Origin of the sequence: Pseudomonas botevensis (assembly GCF_019145475.1) — a bacterium.
Taxonomy (GTDB): domain Bacteria; phylum Pseudomonadota; class Gammaproteobacteria; order Pseudomonadales; family Pseudomonadaceae; genus Aquipseudomonas; species Aquipseudomonas botevensis.
Genome location: NZ_JAHTKI010000016.1, coordinates 184,399 through 206,422, shown reverse-complemented (window position 1 = coordinate 206,422; position 22,024 = coordinate 184,399). Strand labels below are relative to the sequence as shown.

The window sequence follows — 22,024 nt, the reverse complement described above, 5'->3', positions numbered from 1 at the left end:
GCTGGATCGGCCCGCCCCCTTCTCGGGCTACCCGTATCACGCCAACCGCAACGCCCGCCCCAATTCATCGAACAACGTCACCACCGAGCGCAATGCCCGGCAATCCGGGCGGGTCAGCAGCCACAACGCCGTGTCGTAGCCATGCAGCGGCTCACTCAAGGCCTGTAAATCCTCGTTGATCAGAAAGTCGGGCAACGCCGCCACCCCGAGCCCGGCCCGCACCAGTTCAGTCACCGACAACATGCTGTTGCAACGATAACCCGGTGTCACCCCGGGCAGATGCTGGCGGCGCCAGGCGATGGTCGGGTGATCCGGCAGGAAATCGTCCGGGGCGATCCAGGTCAACGCCGCCAGATCCGTAGGATCGACGCCTTGCAGGTAGCGGGCACTGGCGCAGACCCGGTAGGAAACCTTCGCCAATTGGCGTCCGACCAGATGCTCCGGCGGTGAGCGCGTCAGACGCAGGGCGATGTCGGCATCGCGGCGGCTGAGGTTGGCGAAATCGTTGGAAGTGCTCAGCTCAAGGGTCAGCGCCGGGTAGTTCGGCATGAACTGCGCCAGCGCCGGCAGCAGCAGACCTTGCAGCACCGAATCGGTACAGGTCAGGCGCACCGTGCCGCTGACCACTTCGCCGCCCTGCTCCACGCCAATGCGCGCCGCTTCCAGCGCCTGTTCGGCGCGCTCGGCCTGCTCCGCCAGCGACCGCGCAAGGCTCGTGGGCAGATACCCGGCGCGGCTTTTTTCGAACAATTGCTGGCCGAGCGCCGCCTCGAGTCGACGCACCGCACGAAACACCGTCGACACATCCACCTTCAACAGCTGCGCAGCCCGGGCCAGAGCGCCGCCACGCACCAGCGCGAGAATCAGCGCCAGATCCGGGTAGTCGAGTTGATAGTGCGTCGATGCATTGATCACTTGGGCAAACGCCAATATTGAGTGCGTGAACGCCAATCTATAGTGGCTTCCATCCCTCAACAAGCACAGCGAGTCCTCATGGAATCCAGAGCCCTGCGCATCGCCCTGATCGGCGATCACGATCCGCACGTCACCGCCCACCAGGCCATTCCCGTCGCCCTCGGCCTGGTGGCTGAATTCACTGGTCGCAACATGCAATTTGAATGGCTGGCAACGGAACAGATTCACGTCGACACGCCGCTGGAGAATTACGACGGATTCTGGGGTGTTCCGGCCACCCCTTACAAAAGCGAAGACGGCGCGTTGCGGGCGATTCGTTTTGCCCGCGAGCAGCAGCGACCTTTCCTCGGCACCTGCGGTGGCTTTCAGCATGCGGTGCTGGAGTTTTCCCGCAACGTCCTTGGCTGGACCGATGCCGAGCATGGCGAAGTTGCGCCCAACGCCGAACGTGCCGTGCTCACGCCATTGACCTGTGCGCTGGTGGAAGCGGTGGACAACATTCATCTGCTGCCCGGCTCGTTGATCGCCCAGGCGTACGAAACGTCGGAGATTCGAGAAGGCTATCGCTGCCGCTTCGGTGTGAATCCGCAGTTCGAGCAACCACTGCTGAGCCACGGCCTGCACGCCGTGGGCCACGATTCGGCGGGTGACCTGCGCGCCATCGAACTCAAGGGTCACCCGTTTTTTGTCGCCACCCTGTTTCAGCCGGAACGCGCGGCTCTCAAGGGGCAGATGCCACCGCTGGTGCGGGCGTTTGTCGACGCTTGTGCAGAGCGCCGGTCATGATGAGCGAGACACCCGAGGCGCCGTATTACGCGGTGATTTTCACCTCGACCCGCACCGAGGGTGATCAGGGTTACGCCGAAGCCGCCGAGCGCATGCTGGAACTGGTTCGCGAGCAGCCGGGGTTTCTCGGCGTTGAATCGGTACGGGGCACGGATGGCGTGGGGATCACGGTTTCGTACTGGGCCAGTGAAGCGGCGATTCTGGCGTGGAAGGAACATCCCGAACATCGACTGATTCGCGAGCGCGGGCGTTCGACGTGGTATGCGACCTGTCACACACGGGTGTGCCGGGTTGAGCGGGATTATCGGTTTGGCTGAGATCCGGCGGTGCCCATCAGATCGCCTTCGCGGGCAAGCCCGGCTTCCACAGGGGCAACACATACCAATGTGGGAGTCGGGCTTGCCCGCAAAAAGGCCCGAACCGTCATCCCTTCAGCAGACTGCGCACCGCCTCAATCTCCGGCACTTCCCGCTTGCTCATGTAAACCCGCAACGGCTCGCTGATGTTGATCCGCTCATCGATGTTCTGATCGAGCAGCAACTGAATCCGCTCGCGGCTCAAGGTCATGGTCTGCTCGGTGACCGGCGTCCAGACGAATTCGCTGGTGGGAATGATGCCGTCATCGGCCACGTCCATGCCGAACGAGTCTTCGCTGAAGCGCACGATGTAGTGGCCGGTCTTGCGATTGAGGCCGACAAAACCCTTGAGGTCGTCGGCAGCCTGGCAGATGAGTTGGGAAGTGATGCGCATGGTAAACCTCACGAAAAAGATCGATGGTCTACACGCAGGGCGGTGAGGCACACCCTCTGCCGGGGTGATTGCCGTGGCCAAGCGTACTGCAAACAAACGCACAAAAGTGCGGAAATTTTCGCTTTCAGTACGTTTATGTCGGTATCGCGATAGCACGTTTTCGTTTGAGTTGCTAAAAGGTACATCTTCGAAAATACCTGCGAAAGGACCTCGACATGCCCGCCACTTTCACCAAAAGCGCCCTGCTGCTGAGCCTGATGCTCGGTCTGGGTCAGGCCCACGCCGCCCAGTCCGGTCCCGACGCGCTGGCCAAGGCCCATGGCATTCCGCACCCGGCGGTGATCGCCCACCGTGGCGCGTCCTTCGATGCCCCCGAATCCACCGCAGCATCCTACAAACTGGCCCGCGACCTCGGCGCCGACTATCTGGAAATGGATCTGCAACGCAGCAAGGACGGCGTGCTGTTCGCCCTGCACGACAACAACCTGCAACGCACCACCGACGTCGCCACCAAGTTCCCGGAGCGCAAGGACAGCCCGGCCAACGCCTTCACCATGGCCGAACTGAAAACCCTCGACGCCGGTAGCTGGTACAACAAGGCCTACCCGGATCGCGCGCGCCCGTCCTACGCCGGGCTGAAAATCCTCACCCTCGATGAAATCATCGACATCGCCCAGGCCAGTCCCAAGCACAAGCCCGGCCTGTACATCGAAACCAAGGAACCACAACTGTTCCCTGGCATCGAGCATGACCTGAAGGAAAAACTCCAGGCGCGCGGCTGGCTGATCCCGGCCGATGCCAAACCGACGAAAGGCAAAGTCGCGGTCGGTCAGGGCAACGGCAAGGTGATCCTGCAAACCTTCGAGAAGAACAGCCTCGAACTGCTGCAAAAGGAAATGCCGCAGGTGCCGAAGATCCTGTTGCTGTGGGTCGGTGAAGGCAGCATCGAGCCGAAATCCAGCGTGTCGTTTGCCGACTCCGGTGAGAAAGACAAGAACACCTTCTACGGCAAACAGGAGCCGAAATCCGAAGCTGAATTCAAGCAATGGATCGACTACGCCAAGGCCCAGGGCGCCATCGGCACCGGCCCGTCGGCCAAGCTGACCCATGGCGGCGATCAGAGTTATTCGGATCTGGTGCAGCCGTGGATGAACAAGTACACCCACGACCAGGGCCTGCTGATTCACGTCTACACCGTCGACGAGCCGGTGGACTACAAGAAGGTCATGGACGCAGGTGTCGACGGCATTTTCACCAACCGCGCCAGCGAACTGCTGAAATTCTTTAAACGCCCGGCCGCCGCCAGTGTGGATCAGGTGTTGAAGAACAACGGTTTCTGATGCAACCGGACACCCCGTGGACAGGCCGCCTCTGGCTGGGGCACGACTATGGCCTGATCCACGGGATGTCGGGGCGCACTGCGCCCCACTCCCACTACGCACACCAACTGATACTCGCGCCCGACCGGCCAATGACGGTTCTGGTCGAGGACACACCCGTCACCACCTCACGCCTGCTGATTGCCTCGCAGACCCGCCATGCGATTCTCGAAGCGCCGGACCCCGTGTTCACGGTGTACGCCGAACCGTTGCGGTTTGAGGCTTGGGCGTTGCGCGATGCACTGTTCGACATTGAGTTGTCGCTGACGGCCCTGGATCGTGCAATGAGCCAATGCCCACGCCGCACGCTGAATGATCCGCGAATCGAACGAGCGCTCGCCACCGTCGATGCATCGCTGTCGAGCAAAGTCGCCGCCAGCGCCGTCGCCGAGGCGGCGCACCTGTCCATGAGCCAATTGCAGCGATTGTTCGTCAGTCAGGTCGGCCTGCCGGTACGACGACTGGTGCTGTGGCGGCGATTGCGACTGGCGATCGCGGCGATTCTGGTGGGCCATGCGGTCACCGACGCCGCCCACGCCGCCGGGTTTGCAGACTCCGCACACTTCTCCCGCAGCCTGAAAAAACTCTTCGGCGTCACCGCCCGCCAGGCGCTGCAACACATCGAACTGCGCTTGCTGGACTGACTCAACGTCTCAAGCCGTCGGGTACTTTCGGCTCCTTGCCCAGCGTTGCCGTTTCGAAGGGATCGAGCAACTGCGCCACATAGTCCCGGGGAAAATCCAGGCGACTGCCGATGCCCAGGTCGCCCGCGCCGATCCGGTAATGCTCCGTGTAAAAACCAGTGCCCAGCAGCCAGTCCCACAGGGTAAGGAACAGCCCGAAATTGACGTCACCAGCGCGCCCGTACTTCATGTGATGAAAGCGGTGCAGCGGCGCCCAGGCGAAGATCCAGCGCAACGGGCCGACGCGCATGTCGACGTTCGAATGCTGCAATAACAGTTGGATCGCAATGGCGAATGCCAGCAACACGGCCACCTCGGACGGAATACCCAGCACCATTAACGGCAGCAGTCCCGCTGTCGCCTCCAGCAATTGATGCAGCGGATGCTTCATCAAACCGTTGAAACCATAGAGCCGCTCGACGCTGTGATGAATCGCATGCAGCCGCCACAACCACGACACGCGATGGCTGGCGTAATGCATCAGGCTCACGCCCGCATCGGCGATGAAAATCGCCAGGCCGACTTGCAGCCACAGCGGCCAGTTCGACGGCCATGCCCCTTCAATCGACAACAGTGTCACCAGCGCCGGCAATGCCAGCAGGCCGACGGCATTCAGCGCTTCGTTGACCAACGCGTGGAGCATGTCACGAAGACGATCGCCGGCCGGACGATTCCAGTTCACCTCATAAGGCAACAGCCATTCGGCGCTGAACGACACCACCAGCGCCACAGCAAACAGCGGCAACAGCCACCAGGTCGAATACCCCACCAAGCCTATTGCGCCGCCGATGAATCCGCCCCAGAACAACGGCGCGTACAGCCACGAAAAGATGCGTTTCATGCCTACCTCCATTAATCGAAGACAGAGCATGAAAGTTGCTCGCGAACGGCGATTGAACAAACGACGCAAACACTCGTAGCGCTTTTTAAGGGTGAATTAAGTTGCGGTGATTAACCTGAACGCACTTGAACGAGCCACCCAAAGGAATAACCGATGAAAACCCTGACTGCCCTGTTTACCGCTGCCGCCCTGACCCTCACCGCTGGCCTGGCTCAGGCTGACGTTCGCGTCGACCAGATCCCCGAACTGGTGAAGTCCGGCAAGATCAAGTCGCTGGAGTCGATGAACGCCGAAGCCCTGAAACTGCATCCGGGGGCGACCATTACGGACACCGATCTGGATAACCACTTCAATGGTTATGAGTATGAAGTTGAATTGAAAACAGCCGATGGCAAAGAGTTCGACGTGGACTTTGATGCAACGACCGGCAAGGTGTTGAGCAATAAGCAGGACACTTGATTTTTGTTAAAACGAAGCCGCACGACTCTGGTTGAGTCGTGCGGTTTTTTGCGTCTGGAGTCTGGTCAGTCCCCTCGCCCTCCGGGAGAGGGTCAGGGTGAGGGGAAAACGCCTCACGCGGAAGTGCTGACCAACGCTCCCGAAGTGCTGCTGTCCGAATCCTGCAACGCCTGCAACAACGCCGCCGTCGCCGTCTGCAAGGACGCCGAGGTCGCCGCGATCTGCGACTGGGCCGCCGCCACCTCGGCAGCCTTGGCATCCTGGCTTTCCTGCTTGGCCTGGGCCGCTTGCAGGGCTTGCTGCTGCTCCTGCAACTGTTTCTGCAATTCGGCGATCTGCTTGCGCAGCTCTTTCACCGTGTCCGACTCGCCACTGCTGCTGGAGCTGCTGTCCCCCGCCGCAGCCGCGCCGCCTGCTGCCACTTTGCTGGTGTCTGCGCTCACACCCGTGCTGGCCGTCGCGCTGGCCGAGGTGTCCTCGCCGGTATCGCTGATCGAGGTCTTGCTGGTCGACGTGGTAAGGGTCTGGTTGATCGAAACGGACGTGATGCTGACCATGGGAAATCTCCAATGCCGGTTATAGATCACCGGCCATCGGCGGCAGGTGCGATGAATTGAGATCGACTGTGTACCGACTCGGTATCCGCGCCGGTACACAGCCAGGGCATCAGGCGCTCAGGCGTGCGGTGACTTCGTTCAACTGCCCCGACAGACCATGCAGATTCTGGCTGGCGCTTTCGGTGCGCTGCACGTTGTCGAGGTTGGTGCTGGCGATCGCCGTGATCTCGGTCAGGTTGCGCGAGATGTCTTCGGCCACCGAAGTCTGCTCTTCGGCGGCAGTGGCGATCTGGCGGTTCATGTCACGGATCGCTTCTACCGCGAGGGTGATGCGCTCGAGCATGGCGCCGGCCTGGGTCACTTGCTCGACGCTTTCGTCGCTGCGGGTCTGGCCGCTGTCGATGGCCTGGGCGGCGTCCACCGCGCCGGTCTGTACGCTGTGGATGATCTGGTTGATCTCGATGATCGACTCCGCCGTGCGTTGCGCCAGGTTGCGCACCTCATCGGCCACCACCGCAAAACCACGCCCGGCTTCACCGGCCCGCGCCGCTTCAATGGCGGCGTTGAGCGCCAGCAGGTTGGTCTGTTCGGCGATGCCGCGAATCACTTCCAGCACTTTGCCGATACGGCCGCTGTCGGCTTCCAGGCGACGGATCACCGTGGCGGTATTGGCGATTTCGCCGCGCATCTGGGTGATGCTGTGGATGGTGCTTTGCATCACCGTCTCACCTTGCTGGGCAGACTGATCGGCATCGTCGGCGGCACGCGCGGCATCGGCCGCATGGCGGGCGACTTCCTGGGCGGTCGCGGACATTTCGTTCATCGCCGTCGCCACTTGATCGGTGCGGCTGAACTGCTCGTTGGTGCCACCGGCCATCAGCGTGGCAATGGCGTTCAATTCGCCGCTGGCGCTGTCCAGATCCTTGGCGCTGCGTTGCAGATGAGTGAAGGTTTCGGCAAGGAAATCGCGCAGGGTATTGGCCGCAGCGGCCAGGTTACCCAACTCGTCCTGACGATGGCTGACCACACGCTCGGCCAGTCGGCCACGGCTCAACTGGGTCACGTAGTCGATCAGTTTGCGGATCGGCTCGACCAGATTGCGGTTGACCAGCCACAGGCTCAACAGCCCGATCAACAGGCCCGAGGCGAGCATCACCAGCAGCCCCAGCCATACGGTGCGCTCGGCACTGGCGCTGATCAGCGCCGATTGCTCGGTGCCCTGCTTGCGCAATTCGGCCACCAGTTCGCTCATCTGATCGCTGGTGGCGCGATCGACACCTTTGACCGCCACATCACCGGCCGTCGGGTCACCACCGGCAGCGACGAAGGCGTCACGGCCCTTCTGGTACGCGGCGCCGAGCTGACGATGCTCGTCACGCAGCCGCTCGATGCGGGTTTTCAGCGCCGGCTCGAGGCCTTGCTGATTCGCCAGCTCGCCGAGAATCCCCTGCACATCGCGCTGACGATCTTCGAACTGGCCCCAGTATTTGCCCAGGTCAGCCGGTTGCTTGCCGCGCAGCAGGACGTTTTTCCACTCCTGTACCTGGACCTTGAATTGCAGGTTGGCTTCGTCGATCAACTGCGAGGTGTGCAGCGGACCGCCGATCAACTGGCTGTAGTTCTGCACGCCGTTGGACAGGAAGTGAAAGCAGGCCAGCGCGATCAGCAGCATCGCCAGCAGGCTGCCGCTCAACAGGGCCAGAATTTGCGCTCTCAGGGATTTTTGCAAAGACATCGCAGGTACTCGAGACAGGGATGAGCACGTCCGGTAAGACGTGGATTATGGCCGGACATCCGTGTCGGCGAACCTCTGGCTCATGGCCAGAGGCGAGCAACCTAACGCACCTGAGATCGGCGTGCCAGAGCCTTTCTTGAGAATTCTCCGACAGCCGGTAAGTGGCTGATTTGACGTCACTTTGCTGTCACACAACGGTCATGTGACATTGCGATGATGCGGCTCAGGTGAATCTGTCGATCCCGCCCCAGCCGCCCTCCTTGCAGCGAGCCTTCATGAACCACAGCCTCGATATCAGTCATCGCGACCCTGACCTGTTTGGCTTGCTCTACGGCTTCCGTTTCCGCCCCGGCGAGCGTGGCCGCGAAGTCGACTCGGCAACCGCCCTGCGCTGCTTGCAGGACGAAAGCGAGAGCGAGAGCGACGAGTTTCTCTGGCTGCACCTGAACCTGGCCCACGCCGCGTGCGAGCGCTGGATGAAAAGCCATCTGCAATTGCCCGAGGAGTTTTTCGAGGCGCTGCACGAAGGTTCGCGTTCGACCCGCATCGAGCACGTCGACTCGGCGTTGCTGGCGGTGGTCAACGATGTGGTGTTCAACCTCAGCAGCATGGTGTCGTCGGATGTATCGACACTGTGGGTCTGCGTGCGTAACAAGTTGATCGTCAGCGCACGCCTGCAACCGCTGCATTCGGTGGACAAACTGCGCTCTTCGGTGAAGGCCGGCGAGCGCTTTCGTTCGCCGTCGGAATTGCTCGTGCATCTGCTGCGCGACCAGGGCGAAGTGCTGACCCAGATCGTGCGCAAGACCAGCCAGAGCGTCGATCAGGTCGAGGACGAATTGCTCTCCTCACGGCTGTCGACCAATCGCGCCGAACTCGGTGCCAACCGTCGGGTGCTGGTGCGCCTGCAACGGCTGCTGGCGCTGGAACCGGGTTCGCTGCTGCGCCTGCTCAACCGCCCGCCGTCGTGGTTGCAGAAGGAGGACGTCAAGGAACTGCGCAAGTCCACCGAGGAGTTTGCGCTGATCATCAACGACCTCACCGCCCTCGGCGAGCGGATCAAGCTGTTGCAGGAAGAGATCGCCGCCAACCTCAACGAACAGAGCAACCGCACGCTGTTCACCCTGACCGTGGTCACGGTGCTGGCGCTGCCGATCAACATCATTGCCGGTTTCTTCGGCATGAACGTCGGCGGCGTGCCGCTGGCGCAGGATCCGGAAGGGTTCTGGATTCTGGTGGCACTGGTGGCGACCTTCACCGTGATTGCCGGGCGCTGGGCGTTCCGCAAGCGCGGGGATTACTGAGGGCTCCTGCGACAACCAAGGACCGCGCATGCAGCCGTGGATTCGGATCAATGAACCGGCTAATCCGCCAAACACTGATCTGCCGCAGCCTTTCTGTAATATTTAGAAACGATCATGAGCGACACTCCTTCCCTCGCTCAGGATTGTCCCCTCATGGCTACTCCCTCCCTGACCGCCAGCCAGGCCTCTGCTGCCAGTGGCAGGCCGGCCCTCGATAAAAAAACCGGCCCGTTCACCTACGTGGTGTTTTTCGCGGTGCTGGCGATGGGGCTGTTGTTCACCGCCTACAGCCTGATGCACGACATGCACGAACTGGGCACGGTGGTCACCACCTGGACGCCGTTCCTGCTGCTCGGCGTGGCGCTGCTGATTGCCCTGGGCTTTGAGTTCGTCAACGGTTTCCACGACACCGCCAACGCCGTGGCGACGGTGATTTACACCCACTCGCTGCCGCCGCACTTTGCGGTGGTGTGGTCGGGTTTCTTCAACTTCCTCGGCGTGCTGCTGTCCAGCGGCGCGGTGGCGTTCGGCATCATCGCCCTGCTGCCGGTGGAGCTGATTCTGCAGGTCGGCTCGTCCGCCGGTTTCGCGATGATCTTCGCCCTGCTGATCGCCGCGATCCTGTGGAACCTCGGCACCTGGTGGCTGGGCCTGCCGGCCTCTTCGTCGCACACGCTGATCGGGTCGATCATCGGCGTCGGCGTGGCCAACGCGCTGATGCACGGTCGCGACGGCACCAGCGGCGTGGACTGGGCGCAGGCAACCAAGATTGGTTACGCCTTGCTGTTGTCGCCGCTGGTGGGCTTCGGCTGCGCGGCGCTGTTGCTGCTGGCCCTGCGTGCGTTCGTGAAAAATCGCTCGCTGTACAAGGCGCCCGAAGGCAACACCCCGCCGCCATGGTGGATTCGCGGCCTGCTGATCCTGACGTGCACCGGCGTGTCCTTCGCCCACGGCTCCAACGATGGCCAGAAAGGCATGGGCCTGATCATGCTGATTCTGGTCGGCACCCTGCCAATGGCCTACGCCCTGAACCGCACCATGCCTGCCGATCAGGCGTTGCAGTTCGCCGCCGTGGCCGAAGTCACCCAGCAAGCGCTGGTGAAAAGTGCACCGCTGCCGGCCCCGGCCGATCCGCGTCCGGTGCTCTCGGATTACGTGCGCAGCAAGGAAGTCACGCCGCAGTTGATCCCGGCCCTCGCGTCGCTGACCGGGCACATCGGTGACGAAGTGAAGGGTTATGGCTCGCTGGCGAAGGTGCCGGCCGAAGCCATGGGCAACGTGCGTAACGACATGTACCTGGCCAGTGAAACCATTCGCCTGATGGACAAGAACAAGGTCGGCACTTTCGACGCCGACACCACCAACAAGCTGCAACTGTTCAAGCAACAGATCGACAACGCCACGCGGTTCATTCCGCTGTGGGTGAAGATCGCCGTGGCGATTGCCCTGGGACTGGGCACCATGGTCGGCTGGAAGCGCATCGTGGTCACGGTCGGTGAAAAGATCGGCAAGACCCACCTGACCTACGCCCAGGGCGCCTCGGCGGAAACCGTGGCGATGCTGACCATCGGCGCCGCCGACATGTTCGGTTTGCCGGTGTCGACCACCCATGTGCTGTCATCCGGCGTGGCCGGGACCATGGTCGCCAACGGTGGCGGCTTGCAGATGAAGACCATCCGCAACCTGCTGATGGCCTGGGTGCTGACATTGCCGGCGGCAATCCTGCTGTCGGGCAGCCTGTATTGGTTGTTCACCCAGATCTTCTGACCCGGCCTGTGGGAGCGGGCGTGCCCGCTCCCACAATCATCGTTTTGTGCAGGGTTCAGAGGCTGGAGCGGATCACCTCCGTCAGCCAGTCCATGAACACCCGCACCCGCAAGGGCAAATGCCGTTGCCGCGCGTACAGCAGTGAAACGCCCATGGCCGGGGCGTTGTGTTGCGGCAAGACCTCCACCAGTTCGCCATTGTGCAAATAGCCGTGCATGCCGGTTCGCGGCACCTGCACCAGACCAAAGCCGCCCAGCGCCGCCGACTCATAAGCGTCGGTGCTGTTGACCGTCACACTGCCGGCCATGGCCAGACGGCGAACCTGACCCGCCTCCTCGTAGACGAATCCTTCCGAGCGCGATCCCAGCACCCCGACATAATGCACCAGCCGATGCCGGGCCAGATCCTCCAGACTCTGCGGCACGCCGTAGCGCGCCAGGTACGCCGGGCTTGCGCAATTGACCATCGCGAAGTCGCACACATGTCGCGCCACCACTGATTGATCCGGCTGCGCGCCGACCCGCAACACGCAATCGAAACCCTCGCTGAGCAAATCGACGCGGCGGTCGGTGCTGCTGATTTCCAGCTCCAGATTCGGGTGCCGATCAGTGAACTGCGGCAGACGCGGCATCACCACGCGCCGCGCGAGGATGTTCGGCATGTCGAAGCGAATCCGCCCGGTCAGCGAGGCTTCGTCCTGACGGAACAGGTTTTCGATTTCGTCCATGTGCGACAGCAGATCCTTGCTCCGCTCATACAGCGCCAGGCCGTCCTGCGTCGCTTGGACCTTGCGCGTGGTGCGTTGCAACAGGCGCGCACCGAGCAGGCTTTCGAGCGCCTGCACATGCTCGGACACGGTCGAGCGCGGCAGCCCGAGGCTCTCTCCGGCGAGGGTAAAACTCGACAGTTCGCTGACCCGGACGAAGGTGCGCAGCAGTTCCAGTTTGTTCATGGATAGCCTCGGTATTGTTCGGATATACCGACCAGTGATTCCGGTTTCGCTCTGTTTATCACCATCCAGCGGATAAATAAACTTTGCGTCATCCACTCATCACTGCAATCGAGGAAGCCCCTATGAACCGCAAAATCGCATTGATCACCGGTGCCAGCCGTGGCCTTGGCAAGAACGCAGCGCTGCACCTCGCCGCGCAGGGCGTGGACATCATCGGCACTTACAACAGCCGCGCCGATGAAGCCCAGGCGCTGGTGCTGGAACTGGAAAAACTCGGCGCCAAAGCCGTGATGCTGCAACTGGACGTCGGCCGCAGCGAAGGCTTTGCCGATTTCGCCGTGCAGATCGAGCAGGCATTGCAGCTGTTTGATCGTCAGCGCTTCGATTTCTTGATCAACAACGCCGGGATTGGCGTGCATGCGTCCTTCGCCGAGACGACCCCGGCGCAGTTCGACCTGCTGATGAATGTTCAGCTCAAGGGGCCGTTCTTTCTGACCCAGACACTGTTGCCGCTGATCAACGATGGCGGGCGGATCATCAATATCTCCAGCGGTCTGGCACGCTTCACCCTGCCCGGTTATGCCGCCTACGCGGCGATGAAAGGCGCGATGGAAGTGCTGACCCGTTACCAGGCCAAGGAGTTGGGCGCGCGGCAGATTTCGGTGAACATCCTGGCGCCGGGCGCGATCGAGACCGACTTCGGCGGTGGCGCGGTGCGCGACAACTCGGCGCTCAATGCAATGGTCGCCAGCAACACCGCGCTGGGCCGTGCCGGACAGCCGGATGACATTGGCGGGGCACTGGCACTGCTGCTGTCGCCGGGGGCGCAGTGGATCAATGGCCAGCGGGTGGAAGCGTCGGGCGGGATGTTTCTCTAAACGCTGAAAAGATCGCAGCCTGTGCCGACTCCTGCACCTGAACCCTGCAGGAGCTGTCCAGGCTGCGATTTTTTGCCCTTAGTTCTGACAGACGTTGCGCATCATCCAGCGCTCGCGCACCACGTCATACGCCCAGTGGTAAACATAGGTGTACGGCAGGAAAAACAGCAGCACGCCAATGTCGAGCAGGAACGCCTGCCACAGGCTGACCGACAGCCACCAGGCAATCAACGGCACGCCCATCACGATCAATCCGCCCTCGAACAGCAGCGCATGCACGACCCGCACCCAGGCGTTGTGCGCGATGTTCCAGCGTTTGAGCATGCGGTCGAAAAAACCGTTGAACACCACGTTCCACGCCAGCGCCAGAATCGCCACGGCGAGGGTGACCACCCCCATGTCGAGCAACGGTTTGCCCATGATCCACGCCAGCAGCGGCGTACAGATCAGAATTGCCAGCAGTTCGAAACCGATGGCCTGGAAAATACGTTCAGTGATGGATTTGTTGGCGCTCATGGCCAGGCTCCTGGTTAAAGAGACGCGTTGAAGATGGTTGCCATGATCCAGCCTCCTGCCGATACTTCATAACCAATAACCATCGATCAAGGCGATAGTTCATGGCTTCTCAGGAAGTGTTGCTGGCGTTCGTGCAGGCCGCCACTCAGGGTTCGTTTTCGGCGGCGGCGCGCAAACTGGGGCGCAGTCAGTCGACCATCAGCGCGGCGGTGGCGAGCCTGGAGATCGACCTGGATCTGATCCTGTTCGACCGCAGCAGCCGCAAACCGACCCTGACCCCGGCCGGCCATGTGATGTTGCAGCGGGCCGAGGCGATCCTGTCGGCCACCAGTCGTCTGGAAATGACCGCGCGGCAACTGGCCCAGGGCGTCGAGCCGAAGCTCACGGTGGCGATTTCCGACACCTATCAGTCCTACCGTTTCGAGGCGGCGCTGGTGGAGTTCGAGCAGCGCTATCCGGATCTGGAACTGGAATGCCTGATCGCCGAGTGCGACGACCTGATCGAGTTGGTACAACGCGGCCGCACGCACCTGGCCTTCGCCGAGATGCGCGACAGCTATCCGCCAGACCTGGTGACCTCGACCGTCGCCGAACGCACGGAAATCGCCCTGTTCGCGAGTGCCGGGCATCCGCTGGCGACGCTCGGGCACATCGATCGAACCGTGCTGGAGCAGCATCGTGAATTACGCCTGGCAACCATCGTCAATCCCTACGACAGCCGCGCCAAGGGCCGGGTGTGGTCGGCGCCGAGTTACCTGATGCTGCTGGAGATGGCCGAAAAGAACTTCGGCTGGGCGCCACTGCCGCGCTGGCTGGTGGAGCGTTTCGGCAACGGCACGCTGGTCGAGTTGAAGGTGCGCGGCTGGCCGAAACCAGTGTTTGTCGATGCCCTGTGGTCGCGGCTGTACCCGCCGGGGCCGGCGGGGAGCTGGTTGTTGAGCAAGATGCTGGAATAGCGGCGCGGCCATTCGCGGGCAAGCCCGGCTCCCACCGGTTTGGTGTTGTTCCCTTGTTCAGGGACAACAGCCGAGCTTCTGGGAGCCGGGCTTGCCCGCGAAGACGTTCGCCCGCCTCCCCCATGCCCCTCGGGCTCACGCCGCCTCGATCGCCGCCGGTCGATTCACCTGGAAAAACTCATGCAACCCACGCAGCGCCGGCAACTCCAGCGCCTGCGCCGCGTAACACAATCCGACCCGCCGGGTCGGTGCTGGCAAGTGCCACGCGCGCTCCACCACCCGCGTCTGCCCGTGCACCAGCGACTGCGGCAACATCGCCACGCCAACCCCCGCCGCAACCATGTGCAACGCCTGTTGCAACGACCCGGCATGCCCCGCCACCGCCGCCGGTGAGCGCCCGTACAACGCCATCAACCGCTGGTGCGACGGATGCTGCGGACAGGTGATCCAGTCTTCGATCGGCGTCCATCCGGCGCCCGCCATCGCCATCGGGTGATCCACCGGCAACGCCATCACATACGACTCTTCCCACAGCGGCAGGAACAGTTCGTCCTCGCAGCACATGTCCTCGACCGCCAGGCGACCGTCGCCGTGACAGCCCTCCTCCAGGGTCAGCAACAGGTTGGGCAGCGCCTGCCGGGCCATGCGCACAAAGGCTTCGATATGACGGGCGGCGATATCGCCTTCGATGCCGAGGGTCAGCGGCACGCGGTCCTCGCGGCTGCGAAACATCCGGCTCAGCGCCTCGGATTCGGCCACCATGCGCCGCGCCTGCGGGTACAACAACCGCGCTTCGGCACTGACCTCCACCCCCCTTGGCTGACGCACAAACAGCGTCGCGCCGAGTTCCTCTTCAAGCTGTTTGATGGTCACCGACAGCGTCGGCTGGCTGATGAACAACCGTTGCGCGGCGGCGGTGATGTTGCGCTCCTCGAACACCGCGAGAAAGGCCTTGAGATGGCGGATATCCATAGGAGATTCCGATAGCAGACAGAGAAATAAGGCATTTTTCAGCCTCGGAGACGCTAAATATACTGCGCTCCGTATCTGGTTATTTGTTTTTCTTATTTCAGGAGTGCAGTCATGAGCAAGCCATTGATCATCATCACCGGCGCCAGTTCGGGCATCGGCGAAGCCACCGCCCGCCGTTTGAGCGCCGCCGGTCATCCGCTGCTTTTGTTGGCCCGACGCATCGAACGCTTGCAAGCGCTGGAGCTGCCGGACACCCTCAGCCGCCAGGTCGACATCACCGACCGCACCGCGTTGCTGGCCGCTGTCGCCGAGGCTGAAGCCCGGTTCGGCCCGGCCGATGCGTTGATCAACAACGCCGGGGTGATGCTGCTCGGCGAGATGAGCAAACAGGACCCGGCGCAGTGGGAGCAGATGCTCGACGTCAACGTGAAGGGACTGCTCAACGGCGTGCATGCGGTGGTGGCCGGGATGATCGAGCGCCGGCACGGCACGATCATCAACGTCAGCTCGGTGGCCGGACGCAAGACGTTCCCGAACCATGTGGCGTATGTCGGCACCAAGTTCGCGGTGCATGGTTTGTCGGAAAACCTGCGCGAAGAGTTGTCGCCGCATAACGTGCGGGTGACCACCATCGCGCCGGGGGCGGTGGAGACCGAGTTGCTGAGCCACACCACGGATGAGGCGATCAAGACCGGCTATCAGGCGTGGAAACAGGAGATGGGTGGCACGGTGCTGGGCGCCGAGGACGTGGCGACGGCGATTGCCTATGCCTATGAGCAGCCGCAGGGCGTGTGCATTCGCGAGATTGTCATGGCGGCGACCCGCCAGCAGGCTTGAGCCGCCTCCCGGTAAAAGCAAGAGCCCCTCACCCCGGCCCTCTCACGGGGCGAGAGGGCGCTGACCGTGGTGTCTTGCGGTATGCGTCGACCCGAGAGATTGAGTTGATTGCAGGATTGGGACCGAGGGGGACTTTCAGTATGCGTCGGCCTGAAATACCTGATCGATTACCGATTCACCGCCAATCGCTCAGGTCGGCGGATTTCGCCAATATCCCCCGATCGGTCCCCTCTCCCTCCGGGAGAGGGCTAGGGTGAGGGCAAGCGATCCAGCGCCGATAGCCGCCCCTCGATAAACCGCCGCTCCGGCTCCTGCCGCGTCAATTCCAGTGCCCGCCGATACGCTTCCCGCGCCTCTTCCACCCGCCCCAACTGCCGGCAAAACTCCGCCCGCGCCGAATGTGCCAGGTGGTAATCCTGCAACTCCCCGCGCTGCAGAATCCCTTCGATCAGTTCCAGCCCGGCCAGCGCCCCGTCCCGCTTGGCAACCGCCACCGCGCGATTGAGTTCGATCACCGGCGACGGCACCGCCCGCAACAGCACGTCGTACAGCCCGACGATCTGTTCCCAATCCGTATCCCCCGCCGTCGCCGCCTCGGCATGCACCGCCGCAATCGCCGCTTGCAGGCAATACGGCCCGAACCGCCGGGTGGTCAGCGCCCGTTCCACCAGCGCACAACCTTCGGCAATCAGTTGCGCGTCCCACAACCGGCGATCCTGATCGTCCAGCAAGATCAACTCCCCCTGCGGCGACGTCCGCGCCGGGCGTCGCGACTCGTGCAACAGCATCAGCGCCAGCAGGCCCATGACCTCCGGCTCCGGCAGCAACTCCATCAACAGCCGCCCCAGACGAATCGCCTCACGCGTCAGGTCTTCACGCGTGACCTGGGCGCCGACCGACGCCGAGTAACCTTCGTTGAACACCAGATAAATCACCCGCAGCACGCTGTCGAGGCGTTCGGGCAACTCGCTCAGGCTGGGCACCTGATAAGGGATTTTCGCGTCGCGGATCTTCGCCTTGGCCCGCACGATGCGCTGGGCAATCGCCGCCGGCGCCGAGAGAAATGCCCGGGCGATTTCCTCCGTGGTCAGGTCGCAGACTTCACGCAGGGTCAGCGGCACTTGCGCATCCGCCGCCAGCGCCGGGTGACAACAGGTGAAGATCAGCCGCAGGCGGTCGTCTTCCAAATCCTCGTCACTCCACTCGGTTTGCTCCAGTTCCTCCAGTTGCGCCAGCAACAACGGCTGCGAAGCCTTGAACCGCGCGCGGCGGCGCAACACGTCGATGGCCTTGAAGCGTCCGGTGGACACCAGCCAGGTGCGCGGATTGTCCGGCACGCCGTCGCGCTGCCAGCGCTCGACCGCGACGAAGAACGCCTCGTGCAAGGCTTCTTCGGCGAGGTCGAAATCGCCGAGCAGACGAATCAGCGTCGCCAGAATCCGCCGCGAGTCGTCGCGATAGACCTGCGCGACCTGCGCCTGGATCGCTGCATCCGTCATCGGTCAGACGTTCAACTGGCGCACCGGGCGCACTTCGACACTGCCGACCCGGGCCGCCGGAATGTTGCCGGCGACCTGTATCGCTTCGTTGAGATCCCGGGCGTCGATCAGATAGAAGCCCGCCAGTTGCTCCTTGGTTTCAGCGAACGGGCCATCGGTGATCGACAGCTTGCCGTTGCGCATCCGCACGGTGGTGGCGGTCTGCACCGACTCCAGCGCTTCGGCGGCGACCATCCGGCCGCTGCCCTGGATCGACTCGGCGTAGGCCCAGCACTCGGCGTCTTCCGGGCTGTCGGGCGACGTGTGCAACAGACGCTCGTCGCTGTAGACCAGGCATAGATATTTCATCGCTTTCTCCTGCATCGGACGGATCAACTATGGCCGCAGATCGGCACTTTGGCGAACCGCGCAGTGCTCAGGGCGTGACGTCGAACAAAGTTGCGCCGCTCATCGGATCGAACGGCGCCGACCAGTGTTCGTGGACGATCTTCCACGTCCCGCCGATCTGCCGGTAGCACGCGCTGGCGCGCATCCAGCAACTCTGGGTCTCGCCTTTCTCGTTGGTGCCGCCGCAATTGGCGACCCAGTGGGCGAAGGCGAGGGTTTCCGAAGTCTCGATGGCGACTTCATGGAACTCGAAGATGTGCGGGCCGGGGCACATTTCCATGCAGGCGATCCAATGGGCGCGGTAGGCCTCCTTGCCCTTGAATTGCAGGGCCTTGATCGCGTCGAAGGACACGATGTCATCGGCGTACAGGGCCATGACCTTGTCCACGTTCTTGGTCATGACAGCATCGCGATAGGTGTCGATCAGGGTCTGGATTTGAGTTTTAGCGTTCATGGTGTTCTCCGTTGTTTTTGTTTGAAGACACCCTTAGTCGTTTGCCGTTTGCATGGATCGACAGGCGAAATAAAAAAATCTGCATCCGCTGGAATCGTTAGAATCCGAGGCTCATTTTGCGTTGGAACAAGGACACTCCAGTGACAGCCCGACTCGTACCCTACGACAGCCTGAATGCCACCCAGCGGCAGCAGGTCGAGGCGATTGAAATCCACCCCGAGCAGATCAAATTCTCCGGTGACATCCATGGTGCCTTGCACACCCTGCTGTCGAAACCTGGCCTGGGCGTGAAGGGTTTCGCCCTGCTGGCCGAGGACGTGCCGGTGGCCTTCCTGCTGCTCAAGCGACCGCCGGTGCTGCCGGCCTGGGCCAATGAACACAGCGCCACGCTGCACGCGTTGCAGGTCGATCATCGTGCCCAGGGCCGGGGTTACGGCAAGGCCTGCCTGCAAGCGCTGCCCGAGGTCGCGCGCCAGGCCTGGCCAGAGATCAAGGGGCTGGAGCTGTCGGTGGATGCCGACAACGACGCGGCGATTGCGCTGTACGCCAGACACGGCTTCGTCGACAGCGGCGAGGCGTACAAGGGCCGGATCGGTTACGAACGGCGCATGGGGCTGTTTTTCTGAGGCTGCCTTGCAAAGAATCGAGGGACGCAGATGATCGACTCAATCGAAGCGCTGGAAGCCATCTACGGCCAGCCCCATGAACGCGCGGTACGCAAACAGATCGATTTCCTCAACGAGGACTATCAGGCGATGGTGCGGCTCTCGCCCTTGCTGGTGGTCAGCTCGGTGGGGATCGATGGCCTCGACAACTCGCCGCGCGGTGATACGCCGGGATTCGTGCGGATCATCGACGAACGCACCCTGGCGCTGCCGGATCGCCCGGGCAACAACCGCATCGACACCCTGCGCAACGTGCTGCACGATCCGCGCGTGTCGCTGCTGTTCATCATTCCGGGGATCGGTGAAACGTTGCGGGTCAATGGCACCGCGACCATCAGCGCCGATCCCGAGCTACTGGAAAGCTTCGCGGTGAACGGCAAACCGGCGCGCACGGTGTTGCTGGTGAACGTGGAAGCGGCGTTTTTCCATTGTGCGAAAGCGTTTGTGCGCTCGGATGCGTGGAACCCCGAGAGCCACGTTCCCCGCTCGGCATTGCCCAGCGCCGGGGCTTTTCACAAGCGCCTGAACGACGGCCAGTTCGATGCCGAGACTTACGACCGCGAAGCCCCGGCCCGAGTGCAAAACTCTCTCTACTAACAAGCGGGCAAGCCCGGCTCCCACGGTTCTTCAGAGGGTCAGGATCATCTCGTGCCACGCCATGCCGCCGTGGTCGGACTCGGACGGCTTGATGTAGGCGAAGCCAAACCCGGCGTACAGCGGGATGTGCCGCTCCTTGCACATCAGGTGGATGGTCGCCTTGCCCTGGGCGCGCATGCGTTCGATGAACTCGCCGAGCAGGCGCTTCGCCAGGCCCAGCCCTTGATAGTCCGGATGGACCACCACCGACATGATCACCACATTGGGGCCGGCCGGGTCGTGGCCGATCAGTTCCTTGAAGGCTTCGTCGGACATCTGCACATCGAACGCCGCGCCGGAGTTGATGAACCCGGCCACTTCGCCATCCACTTCAGCGACGATGAACCCGTCCGGCCAGGTGGCGATGCGCGTGGCGATTTTTTCCCGGGTTGCGGCTTCATCGCCTTCGTAGGCAAGGGTTTCAATGGCGTAGCAGCGATCCAGGTCAGCAGCGGTGACGTGGCGGATGACAGTGTTCATGGCGGCTCGAAATCAGCGAAAACAAGAGCGCCAAGGATAAAGGAATAAGGTGTTCATATCGATCCACGCGCGGTGCGTAAAGCCTGCGTATAAGCGCTTTTCTTCGATAGCGGGAGGGGCTATTGCTGACGCCCGTCTCAGATCATCCTTGGGGGAAACCGCTTATGAGCAGCATTCAGATCGGCTTGTTGATGGTGTTGGGCATCAGTGTTTTCGGCTTCATTACCTTGTCCATCGACCTGTTGCGGGCGCGCCGGATCGGCAAGGGCAAATAGGGTCCAACCGGCAGCGCGAGAGGGCTTCGCGCTGCCGGTTGCCGTTCAGTCACGGGTCTGGACCGGCACACAGATTTCCAGCGTGCCTGTCTGCCGAACAGGGTTGAAATCCGCGCTGTAGCGCTCGATCTCCGGAGCGTTGAGTTCAACGTAGTGGGACGCCGGCAGCCACGTCTTGTAGATGTATTGCAGGGTCTGCGGCAGGTGTTCGAGCGAACCCTTGTGTTCAAACACCGCGTACTGCCGGGGCAACACCTCGATCCAGCGGTACTTGTCCTGCGGCAGATCGTCGAGGTTCTTGATCTCCACCCCGGCGATGTAGTCGAAGCCACCCTTGCCGTCGAAATTGCAGCAGACGCCGTAGGTGACATCGCCCTTCTGGCCGGGAATATGGCCCAGATGGGGAAGGAATTTTTCCCATAACGCCGGGATGCCGTGGGTGGTTTCCTGAGTGAATCGACCGCCCAGACCTGCAATCAGCAGGAAGTGTCCATGTTCGAAGCGAGGTTCAGCCACTTCGACGCGTTTCTGCTCATCCATGACGCGACTCCTGAAGCAAAAGAAGAGGGTTCGGCTGGAGTATAGAAGCCAAACCCGATTCGCAACGTCACAACGTGTGCAACTGCTCGACGGCAGCCGCGCCGATGAACTCGTTATAGCCAGATACGATCACGTAGATCGCGAAATAGCAGAAGATCGCCGCCGATGCCATGTAGGAGTAGCGCAACAACTTGTCACCCAAAAGCTTGCCGCCGTGGCTGGCGGCGAAGCACAGGCCCGCCGACCACAGCAGCCCGGCACTCAGGAAGCCACCGAGGAACAGCGCCGAACTGAGTGGGCCCCCTCCGCCGGAGCGCGCGATCAGGGTGCCACCCACCGCCGCAAACCAGAGAATCGCGCTGGGTGACGACATCGCCAGAAAAATCCCTCGGAAGAATTCCTTGCGGTGGGAGTTCTGGCCGACCTCGGCCGTCTCCGCCAGCAGCGCCTCATGGTGGATCGCCGAATAAACCATCTTCGCCGCGAAATAGATCAGCAGCACCGAACCACCGATCCACAGCACCCAGCGCACGGTTTCGTATTGCAGCAGAACGGTCATCCCGGCCAGGGCCAGAACCGCGTAGATCAGGTCGCCGACGCAGGTGCCGAGCCCCAGGGCAAAGCCCTGGAAGTAACCGCGCTGCATCGCCAGGGTAATCATCGCGATGTTGGCCACGCCGATATCCAGGCACAGCGACAGGCTCAGCAAGAAGCCACTGGTGAATTCCATCAACCACATTCCTTGGGAAAAAATTGTTTAGCTGCACGCTGGACAGTTCGCCATCACTGCCCTTATCTTCC

General features: G+C 62.3%; 26 protein-coding genes and 1 pseudogene. 12 read left to right on the top strand and 15 right to left on the bottom strand.

The annotated features are described in order from the left end of the window. Positions 1-36 precede the first annotated feature (36 nt). Positions 37-978, bottom strand: a complete 942-nt coding sequence (locus KVQ74_RS20220) for a LysR family transcriptional regulator (protein WP_217832927.1) — start codon at positions 976-978, stop codon at positions 37-39. 15 nt (positions 979-993) lie between these two features. Between KVQ74_RS20220 and KVQ74_RS20215 the strand changes: the two genes are divergently transcribed. Together KVQ74_RS20215 and KVQ74_RS20210 are read left to right on the top strand one after the other, a co-directional pair. Further along, complete coding sequence (locus KVQ74_RS20215; protein ID WP_217832926.1) at positions 994-1,701, top strand: CTP synthase C-terminal region-related (seleno)protein; 708 nt, start codon at positions 994-996, stop codon at positions 1,699-1,701. Then, on the top strand, positions 1,698-2,018 hold the full coding sequence (locus KVQ74_RS20210) for an antibiotic biosynthesis monooxygenase family protein (protein WP_217832925.1): 321 nt from the start codon (positions 1,698-1,700) through the stop codon (positions 2,016-2,018). Before KVQ74_RS20215 ends, KVQ74_RS20210 begins: the two co-directional genes overlap by 4 nt. Before the next feature lie 106 nt (positions 2,019-2,124). Here the strand turns inward: KVQ74_RS20210 and KVQ74_RS20205 are convergent, their stop codons facing one another. Then, the gene (locus tag KVQ74_RS20205; protein ID WP_217832924.1) at positions 2,125-2,451 is read right to left on the bottom strand and encodes a DUF2025 family protein; all 327 of its coding nucleotides are present in this window, start codon (positions 2,449-2,451) and stop codon (positions 2,125-2,127) included. A gap of 215 nt (positions 2,452-2,666) precedes the next feature. On the opposite strand from KVQ74_RS20205, the gene KVQ74_RS20200 reads away from it, so the two are divergent. After that, the gene (locus KVQ74_RS20200) at positions 2,667-3,791 is read left to right on the top strand and encodes a glycerophosphodiester phosphodiesterase (RefSeq protein WP_217832923.1); all 1,125 of its coding nucleotides are present in this window, start codon (positions 2,667-2,669) and stop codon (positions 3,789-3,791) included. Continuing rightward, positions 3,791-4,474 carry a helix-turn-helix transcriptional regulator gene (locus KVQ74_RS20195; RefSeq protein WP_217832922.1) on the top strand — a complete coding sequence of 228 codons (684 nt, stop codon included), beginning with the start codon at positions 3,791-3,793 and terminating at the stop codon, positions 4,472-4,474. The genes KVQ74_RS20200 and KVQ74_RS20195 overlap by 1 nt, the downstream gene beginning before the upstream one ends. A 1-nt stretch (position 4,475) precedes the next feature. Here the strand turns inward: KVQ74_RS20195 and KVQ74_RS20190 are convergent, their stop codons facing one another. Next, positions 4,476-5,354, bottom strand: coding sequence for a sterol desaturase family protein (locus KVQ74_RS20190; protein ID WP_217832921.1), 879 nt, complete (start codon positions 5,352-5,354; stop codon positions 4,476-4,478). Between the two features lie 153 nt (positions 5,355-5,507). Here KVQ74_RS20190 and KVQ74_RS20185 point away from each other — a divergent pair, with 153 nt between their 5' ends. Continuing rightward, complete coding sequence (locus tag KVQ74_RS20185) at positions 5,508-5,813, top strand: PepSY domain-containing protein (RefSeq protein ID WP_007917758.1); 306 nt, start codon at positions 5,508-5,510, stop codon at positions 5,811-5,813. 113 nt (positions 5,814-5,926) lie between these two features. Here KVQ74_RS20185 and KVQ74_RS20180 read toward each other — a convergent pair whose 3' ends face one another. From KVQ74_RS20180 to KVQ74_RS29645, 3 genes and pseudogenes are all read right to left on the bottom strand, one after another. Further along, a complete protein-coding gene (locus KVQ74_RS20180) occupies positions 5,927-6,370 on the bottom strand; it encodes a hypothetical protein (RefSeq protein ID WP_217832920.1) in 444 nt (147 codons plus the stop codon). Between the two features lie 109 nt (positions 6,371-6,479). Continuing rightward, the gene (locus tag KVQ74_RS29650) at positions 6,480-7,184 is read right to left on the bottom strand and encodes a methyl-accepting chemotaxis protein (protein WP_404822710.1); all 705 of its coding nucleotides are present in this window, start codon (positions 7,182-7,184) and stop codon (positions 6,480-6,482) included. Positions 7,185-7,412: 228 nt separating this feature from the next. Further along, positions 7,413-7,523, bottom strand: a pseudogene (locus KVQ74_RS29645) (hypothetical protein); the annotation flags it as partial. Between the two features lie 857 nt (positions 7,524-8,380). Here KVQ74_RS29645 and KVQ74_RS20170 point away from each other — a divergent pair. Together KVQ74_RS20170 and KVQ74_RS20165 are read left to right on the top strand one after the other, a co-directional pair. Then, on the top strand, positions 8,381-9,409 hold the full coding sequence (locus tag KVQ74_RS20170) for a transporter (RefSeq protein WP_217832918.1): 1,029 nt from the start codon (positions 8,381-8,383) through the stop codon (positions 9,407-9,409). A gap of 153 nt (positions 9,410-9,562) precedes the next feature. After that, positions 9,563-11,176: an inorganic phosphate transporter gene (locus KVQ74_RS20165; RefSeq protein ID WP_217832917.1), complete on the top strand. Its 1,614-nt coding sequence runs from the start codon at positions 9,563-9,565 to the stop codon at positions 11,174-11,176. A 55-nt stretch (positions 11,177-11,231) separates the two neighbouring features. Here KVQ74_RS20165 and KVQ74_RS20160 read toward each other — a convergent pair whose 3' ends face one another. After that, positions 11,232-12,128: a LysR family transcriptional regulator gene (locus KVQ74_RS20160; RefSeq protein ID WP_217832916.1), complete on the bottom strand. Its 897-nt coding sequence runs from the start codon at positions 12,126-12,128 to the stop codon at positions 11,232-11,234. Between the two features lie 122 nt (positions 12,129-12,250). Here KVQ74_RS20160 and KVQ74_RS20155 point away from each other — a divergent pair, with 122 nt between their 5' ends. Next, positions 12,251-13,006 (top strand): SDR family NAD(P)-dependent oxidoreductase, encoded by a 756-nt coding sequence (locus KVQ74_RS20155; protein WP_217832915.1) that lies wholly within the window; start codon positions 12,251-12,253, stop codon positions 13,004-13,006. Between the two features lie 78 nt (positions 13,007-13,084). Here the strand turns inward: KVQ74_RS20155 and KVQ74_RS20150 are convergent, their stop codons facing one another. Then, positions 13,085-13,522: a multidrug/biocide efflux PACE transporter gene (locus KVQ74_RS20150; protein WP_217832914.1), complete on the bottom strand. Its 438-nt coding sequence runs from the start codon at positions 13,520-13,522 to the stop codon at positions 13,085-13,087. A 101-nt stretch (positions 13,523-13,623) separates the two neighbouring features. Between KVQ74_RS20150 and KVQ74_RS20145 the strand changes: the two genes are divergently transcribed. Further along, positions 13,624-14,478: a LysR family transcriptional regulator gene (locus KVQ74_RS20145; RefSeq protein ID WP_217832913.1), complete on the top strand. Its 855-nt coding sequence runs from the start codon at positions 13,624-13,626 to the stop codon at positions 14,476-14,478. A gap of 135 nt (positions 14,479-14,613) precedes the next feature. On the opposite strand, the gene KVQ74_RS20140 is transcribed toward KVQ74_RS20145, so the two are convergent. Then, on the bottom strand, positions 14,614-15,450 hold the full coding sequence (locus KVQ74_RS20140) for a LysR family transcriptional regulator (RefSeq protein ID WP_217832912.1): 837 nt from the start codon (positions 15,448-15,450) through the stop codon (positions 14,614-14,616). 111 nt (positions 15,451-15,561) lie between these two features. Here KVQ74_RS20140 and KVQ74_RS20135 point away from each other — a divergent pair, with 111 nt between their 5' ends. Beyond that, on the top strand, positions 15,562-16,287 hold the full coding sequence (locus tag KVQ74_RS20135) for an SDR family oxidoreductase (RefSeq protein ID WP_217832911.1): 726 nt from the start codon (positions 15,562-15,564) through the stop codon (positions 16,285-16,287). A 248-nt stretch (positions 16,288-16,535) separates the two neighbouring features. Here the strand turns inward: KVQ74_RS20135 and KVQ74_RS20130 are convergent, their stop codons facing one another. From KVQ74_RS20130 to KVQ74_RS20120, 3 genes are all read right to left on the bottom strand, one after another. Then, positions 16,536-17,786, bottom strand: coding sequence for an RNA polymerase sigma factor (locus tag KVQ74_RS20130; protein ID WP_217832910.1), 1,251 nt, complete (start codon positions 17,784-17,786; stop codon positions 16,536-16,538). Positions 17,787-17,789: 3 nt separating this feature from the next. Next, on the bottom strand, positions 17,790-18,134 hold the full coding sequence (locus KVQ74_RS20125) for a YciI family protein (protein ID WP_217832909.1): 345 nt from the start codon (positions 18,132-18,134) through the stop codon (positions 17,790-17,792). A 67-nt stretch (positions 18,135-18,201) separates the two neighbouring features. Beyond that, positions 18,202-18,627 carry a YybH family protein gene (locus KVQ74_RS20120; protein WP_217832908.1) on the bottom strand — a complete coding sequence of 142 codons (426 nt, stop codon included), beginning with the start codon at positions 18,625-18,627 and terminating at the stop codon, positions 18,202-18,204. 140 nt (positions 18,628-18,767) lie between these two features. Here KVQ74_RS20120 and KVQ74_RS20115 point away from each other — a divergent pair, with 140 nt between their 5' ends. Both KVQ74_RS20115 and KVQ74_RS20110 read left to right on the top strand, forming a co-directional pair. Continuing rightward, complete coding sequence (locus tag KVQ74_RS20115; protein ID WP_217832907.1) at positions 18,768-19,253, top strand: GNAT family N-acetyltransferase; 486 nt, start codon at positions 18,768-18,770, stop codon at positions 19,251-19,253. A gap of 30 nt (positions 19,254-19,283) precedes the next feature. Beyond that, entirely contained in the window at positions 19,284-19,889 is a 606-nt protein-coding gene (locus KVQ74_RS20110) for a pyridoxamine 5'-phosphate oxidase family protein (protein WP_217832906.1), read from the top strand. A 30-nt stretch (positions 19,890-19,919) separates the two neighbouring features. On the opposite strand, the gene KVQ74_RS20105 is transcribed toward KVQ74_RS20110, so the two are convergent. From KVQ74_RS20105 to KVQ74_RS20095, 3 genes are all read right to left on the bottom strand, one after another. Then, positions 19,920-20,408 (bottom strand): GNAT family N-acetyltransferase, encoded by a 489-nt coding sequence (locus tag KVQ74_RS20105; protein WP_217832905.1) that lies wholly within the window; start codon positions 20,406-20,408, stop codon positions 19,920-19,922. Positions 20,409-20,728: 320 nt separating this feature from the next. Continuing rightward, positions 20,729-21,223: a GyrI-like domain-containing protein gene (locus tag KVQ74_RS20100; protein WP_217832904.1), complete on the bottom strand. Its 495-nt coding sequence runs from the start codon at positions 21,221-21,223 to the stop codon at positions 20,729-20,731. A 67-nt stretch (positions 21,224-21,290) separates the two neighbouring features. Beyond that, the gene (locus tag KVQ74_RS20095) at positions 21,291-21,953 is read right to left on the bottom strand and encodes a LysE family translocator (protein ID WP_217832903.1); all 663 of its coding nucleotides are present in this window, start codon (positions 21,951-21,953) and stop codon (positions 21,291-21,293) included. Positions 21,954-22,024 lie beyond the last annotated feature (71 nt).

What these genes read in the sequence shown, in the direction of transcription:
- KVQ74_RS20215 (WP_217832926.1), top strand. Translation starts at nt 994, where the DNA reads ATGGAATCCAGAGCCCTGCGCATCGCCCTGATCGGCGATCACGATCCG.
- KVQ74_RS20210 (WP_217832925.1), top strand. Translation starts at nt 1,698, where the DNA reads ATGATGAGCGAGACACCCGAGGCGCCGTATTACGCGGTGATTTTCACC.
- KVQ74_RS20205 (WP_217832924.1), bottom strand. Translation starts at nt 2,451, where the DNA reads ATGCGCATCACTTCCCAACTCATCTGCCAGGCTGCCGACGACCTCAAG.
- KVQ74_RS20200 (WP_217832923.1), top strand. Translation starts at nt 2,667, where the DNA reads ATGCCCGCCACTTTCACCAAAAGCGCCCTGCTGCTGAGCCTGATGCTC.
- KVQ74_RS20195 (WP_217832922.1), top strand. Translation starts at nt 3,791, where the DNA reads ATGCAACCGGACACCCCGTGGACAGGCCGCCTCTGGCTGGGGCACGAC.
- KVQ74_RS20190 (WP_217832921.1), bottom strand. Translation starts at nt 5,354, where the DNA reads ATGAAACGCATCTTTTCGTGGCTGTACGCGCCGTTGTTCTGGGGCGGA.
- KVQ74_RS20185 (WP_007917758.1), top strand. Translation starts at nt 5,508, where the DNA reads ATGAAAACCCTGACTGCCCTGTTTACCGCTGCCGCCCTGACCCTCACC.
- KVQ74_RS20180 (WP_217832920.1), bottom strand. Translation starts at nt 6,370, where the DNA reads ATGGTCAGCATCACGTCCGTTTCGATCAACCAGACCCTTACCACGTCG.
- KVQ74_RS29650 (WP_404822710.1), bottom strand. Translation starts at nt 7,184, where the DNA reads ATGTCCGCGACCGCCCAGGAAGTCGCCCGCCATGCGGCCGATGCCGCG.
- KVQ74_RS20170 (WP_217832918.1), top strand. Translation starts at nt 8,381, where the DNA reads ATGAACCACAGCCTCGATATCAGTCATCGCGACCCTGACCTGTTTGGC.
- KVQ74_RS20165 (WP_217832917.1), top strand. Translation starts at nt 9,563, where the DNA reads ATGGCTACTCCCTCCCTGACCGCCAGCCAGGCCTCTGCTGCCAGTGGC.
- KVQ74_RS20160 (WP_217832916.1), bottom strand. Translation starts at nt 12,128, where the DNA reads ATGAACAAACTGGAACTGCTGCGCACCTTCGTCCGGGTCAGCGAACTG.
- KVQ74_RS20155 (WP_217832915.1), top strand. Translation starts at nt 12,251, where the DNA reads ATGAACCGCAAAATCGCATTGATCACCGGTGCCAGCCGTGGCCTTGGC.
- KVQ74_RS20150 (WP_217832914.1), bottom strand. Translation starts at nt 13,522, where the DNA reads ATGAGCGCCAACAAATCCATCACTGAACGTATTTTCCAGGCCATCGGT.
- KVQ74_RS20145 (WP_217832913.1), top strand. Translation starts at nt 13,624, where the DNA reads ATGGCTTCTCAGGAAGTGTTGCTGGCGTTCGTGCAGGCCGCCACTCAG.
- KVQ74_RS20140 (WP_217832912.1), bottom strand. Translation starts at nt 15,450, where the DNA reads ATGGATATCCGCCATCTCAAGGCCTTTCTCGCGGTGTTCGAGGAGCGC.
- KVQ74_RS20135 (WP_217832911.1), top strand. Translation starts at nt 15,562, where the DNA reads ATGAGCAAGCCATTGATCATCATCACCGGCGCCAGTTCGGGCATCGGC.
- KVQ74_RS20130 (WP_217832910.1), bottom strand. Translation starts at nt 17,786, where the DNA reads ATGACGGATGCAGCGATCCAGGCGCAGGTCGCGCAGGTCTATCGCGAC.
- KVQ74_RS20125 (WP_217832909.1), bottom strand. Translation starts at nt 18,134, where the DNA reads ATGAAATATCTATGCCTGGTCTACAGCGACGAGCGTCTGTTGCACACG.
- KVQ74_RS20120 (WP_217832908.1), bottom strand. Translation starts at nt 18,627, where the DNA reads ATGAACGCTAAAACTCAAATCCAGACCCTGATCGACACCTATCGCGAT.
- KVQ74_RS20110 (WP_217832906.1), top strand. Translation starts at nt 19,284, where the DNA reads ATGATCGACTCAATCGAAGCGCTGGAAGCCATCTACGGCCAGCCCCAT.
- KVQ74_RS20105 (WP_217832905.1), bottom strand. Translation starts at nt 20,408, where the DNA reads ATGAACACTGTCATCCGCCACGTCACCGCTGCTGACCTGGATCGCTGC.
- KVQ74_RS20100 (WP_217832904.1), bottom strand. Translation starts at nt 21,223, where the DNA reads ATGGATGAGCAGAAACGCGTCGAAGTGGCTGAACCTCGCTTCGAACAT.
- KVQ74_RS20095 (WP_217832903.1), bottom strand. Translation starts at nt 21,953, where the DNA reads ATGGAATTCACCAGTGGCTTCTTGCTGAGCCTGTCGCTGTGCCTGGAT.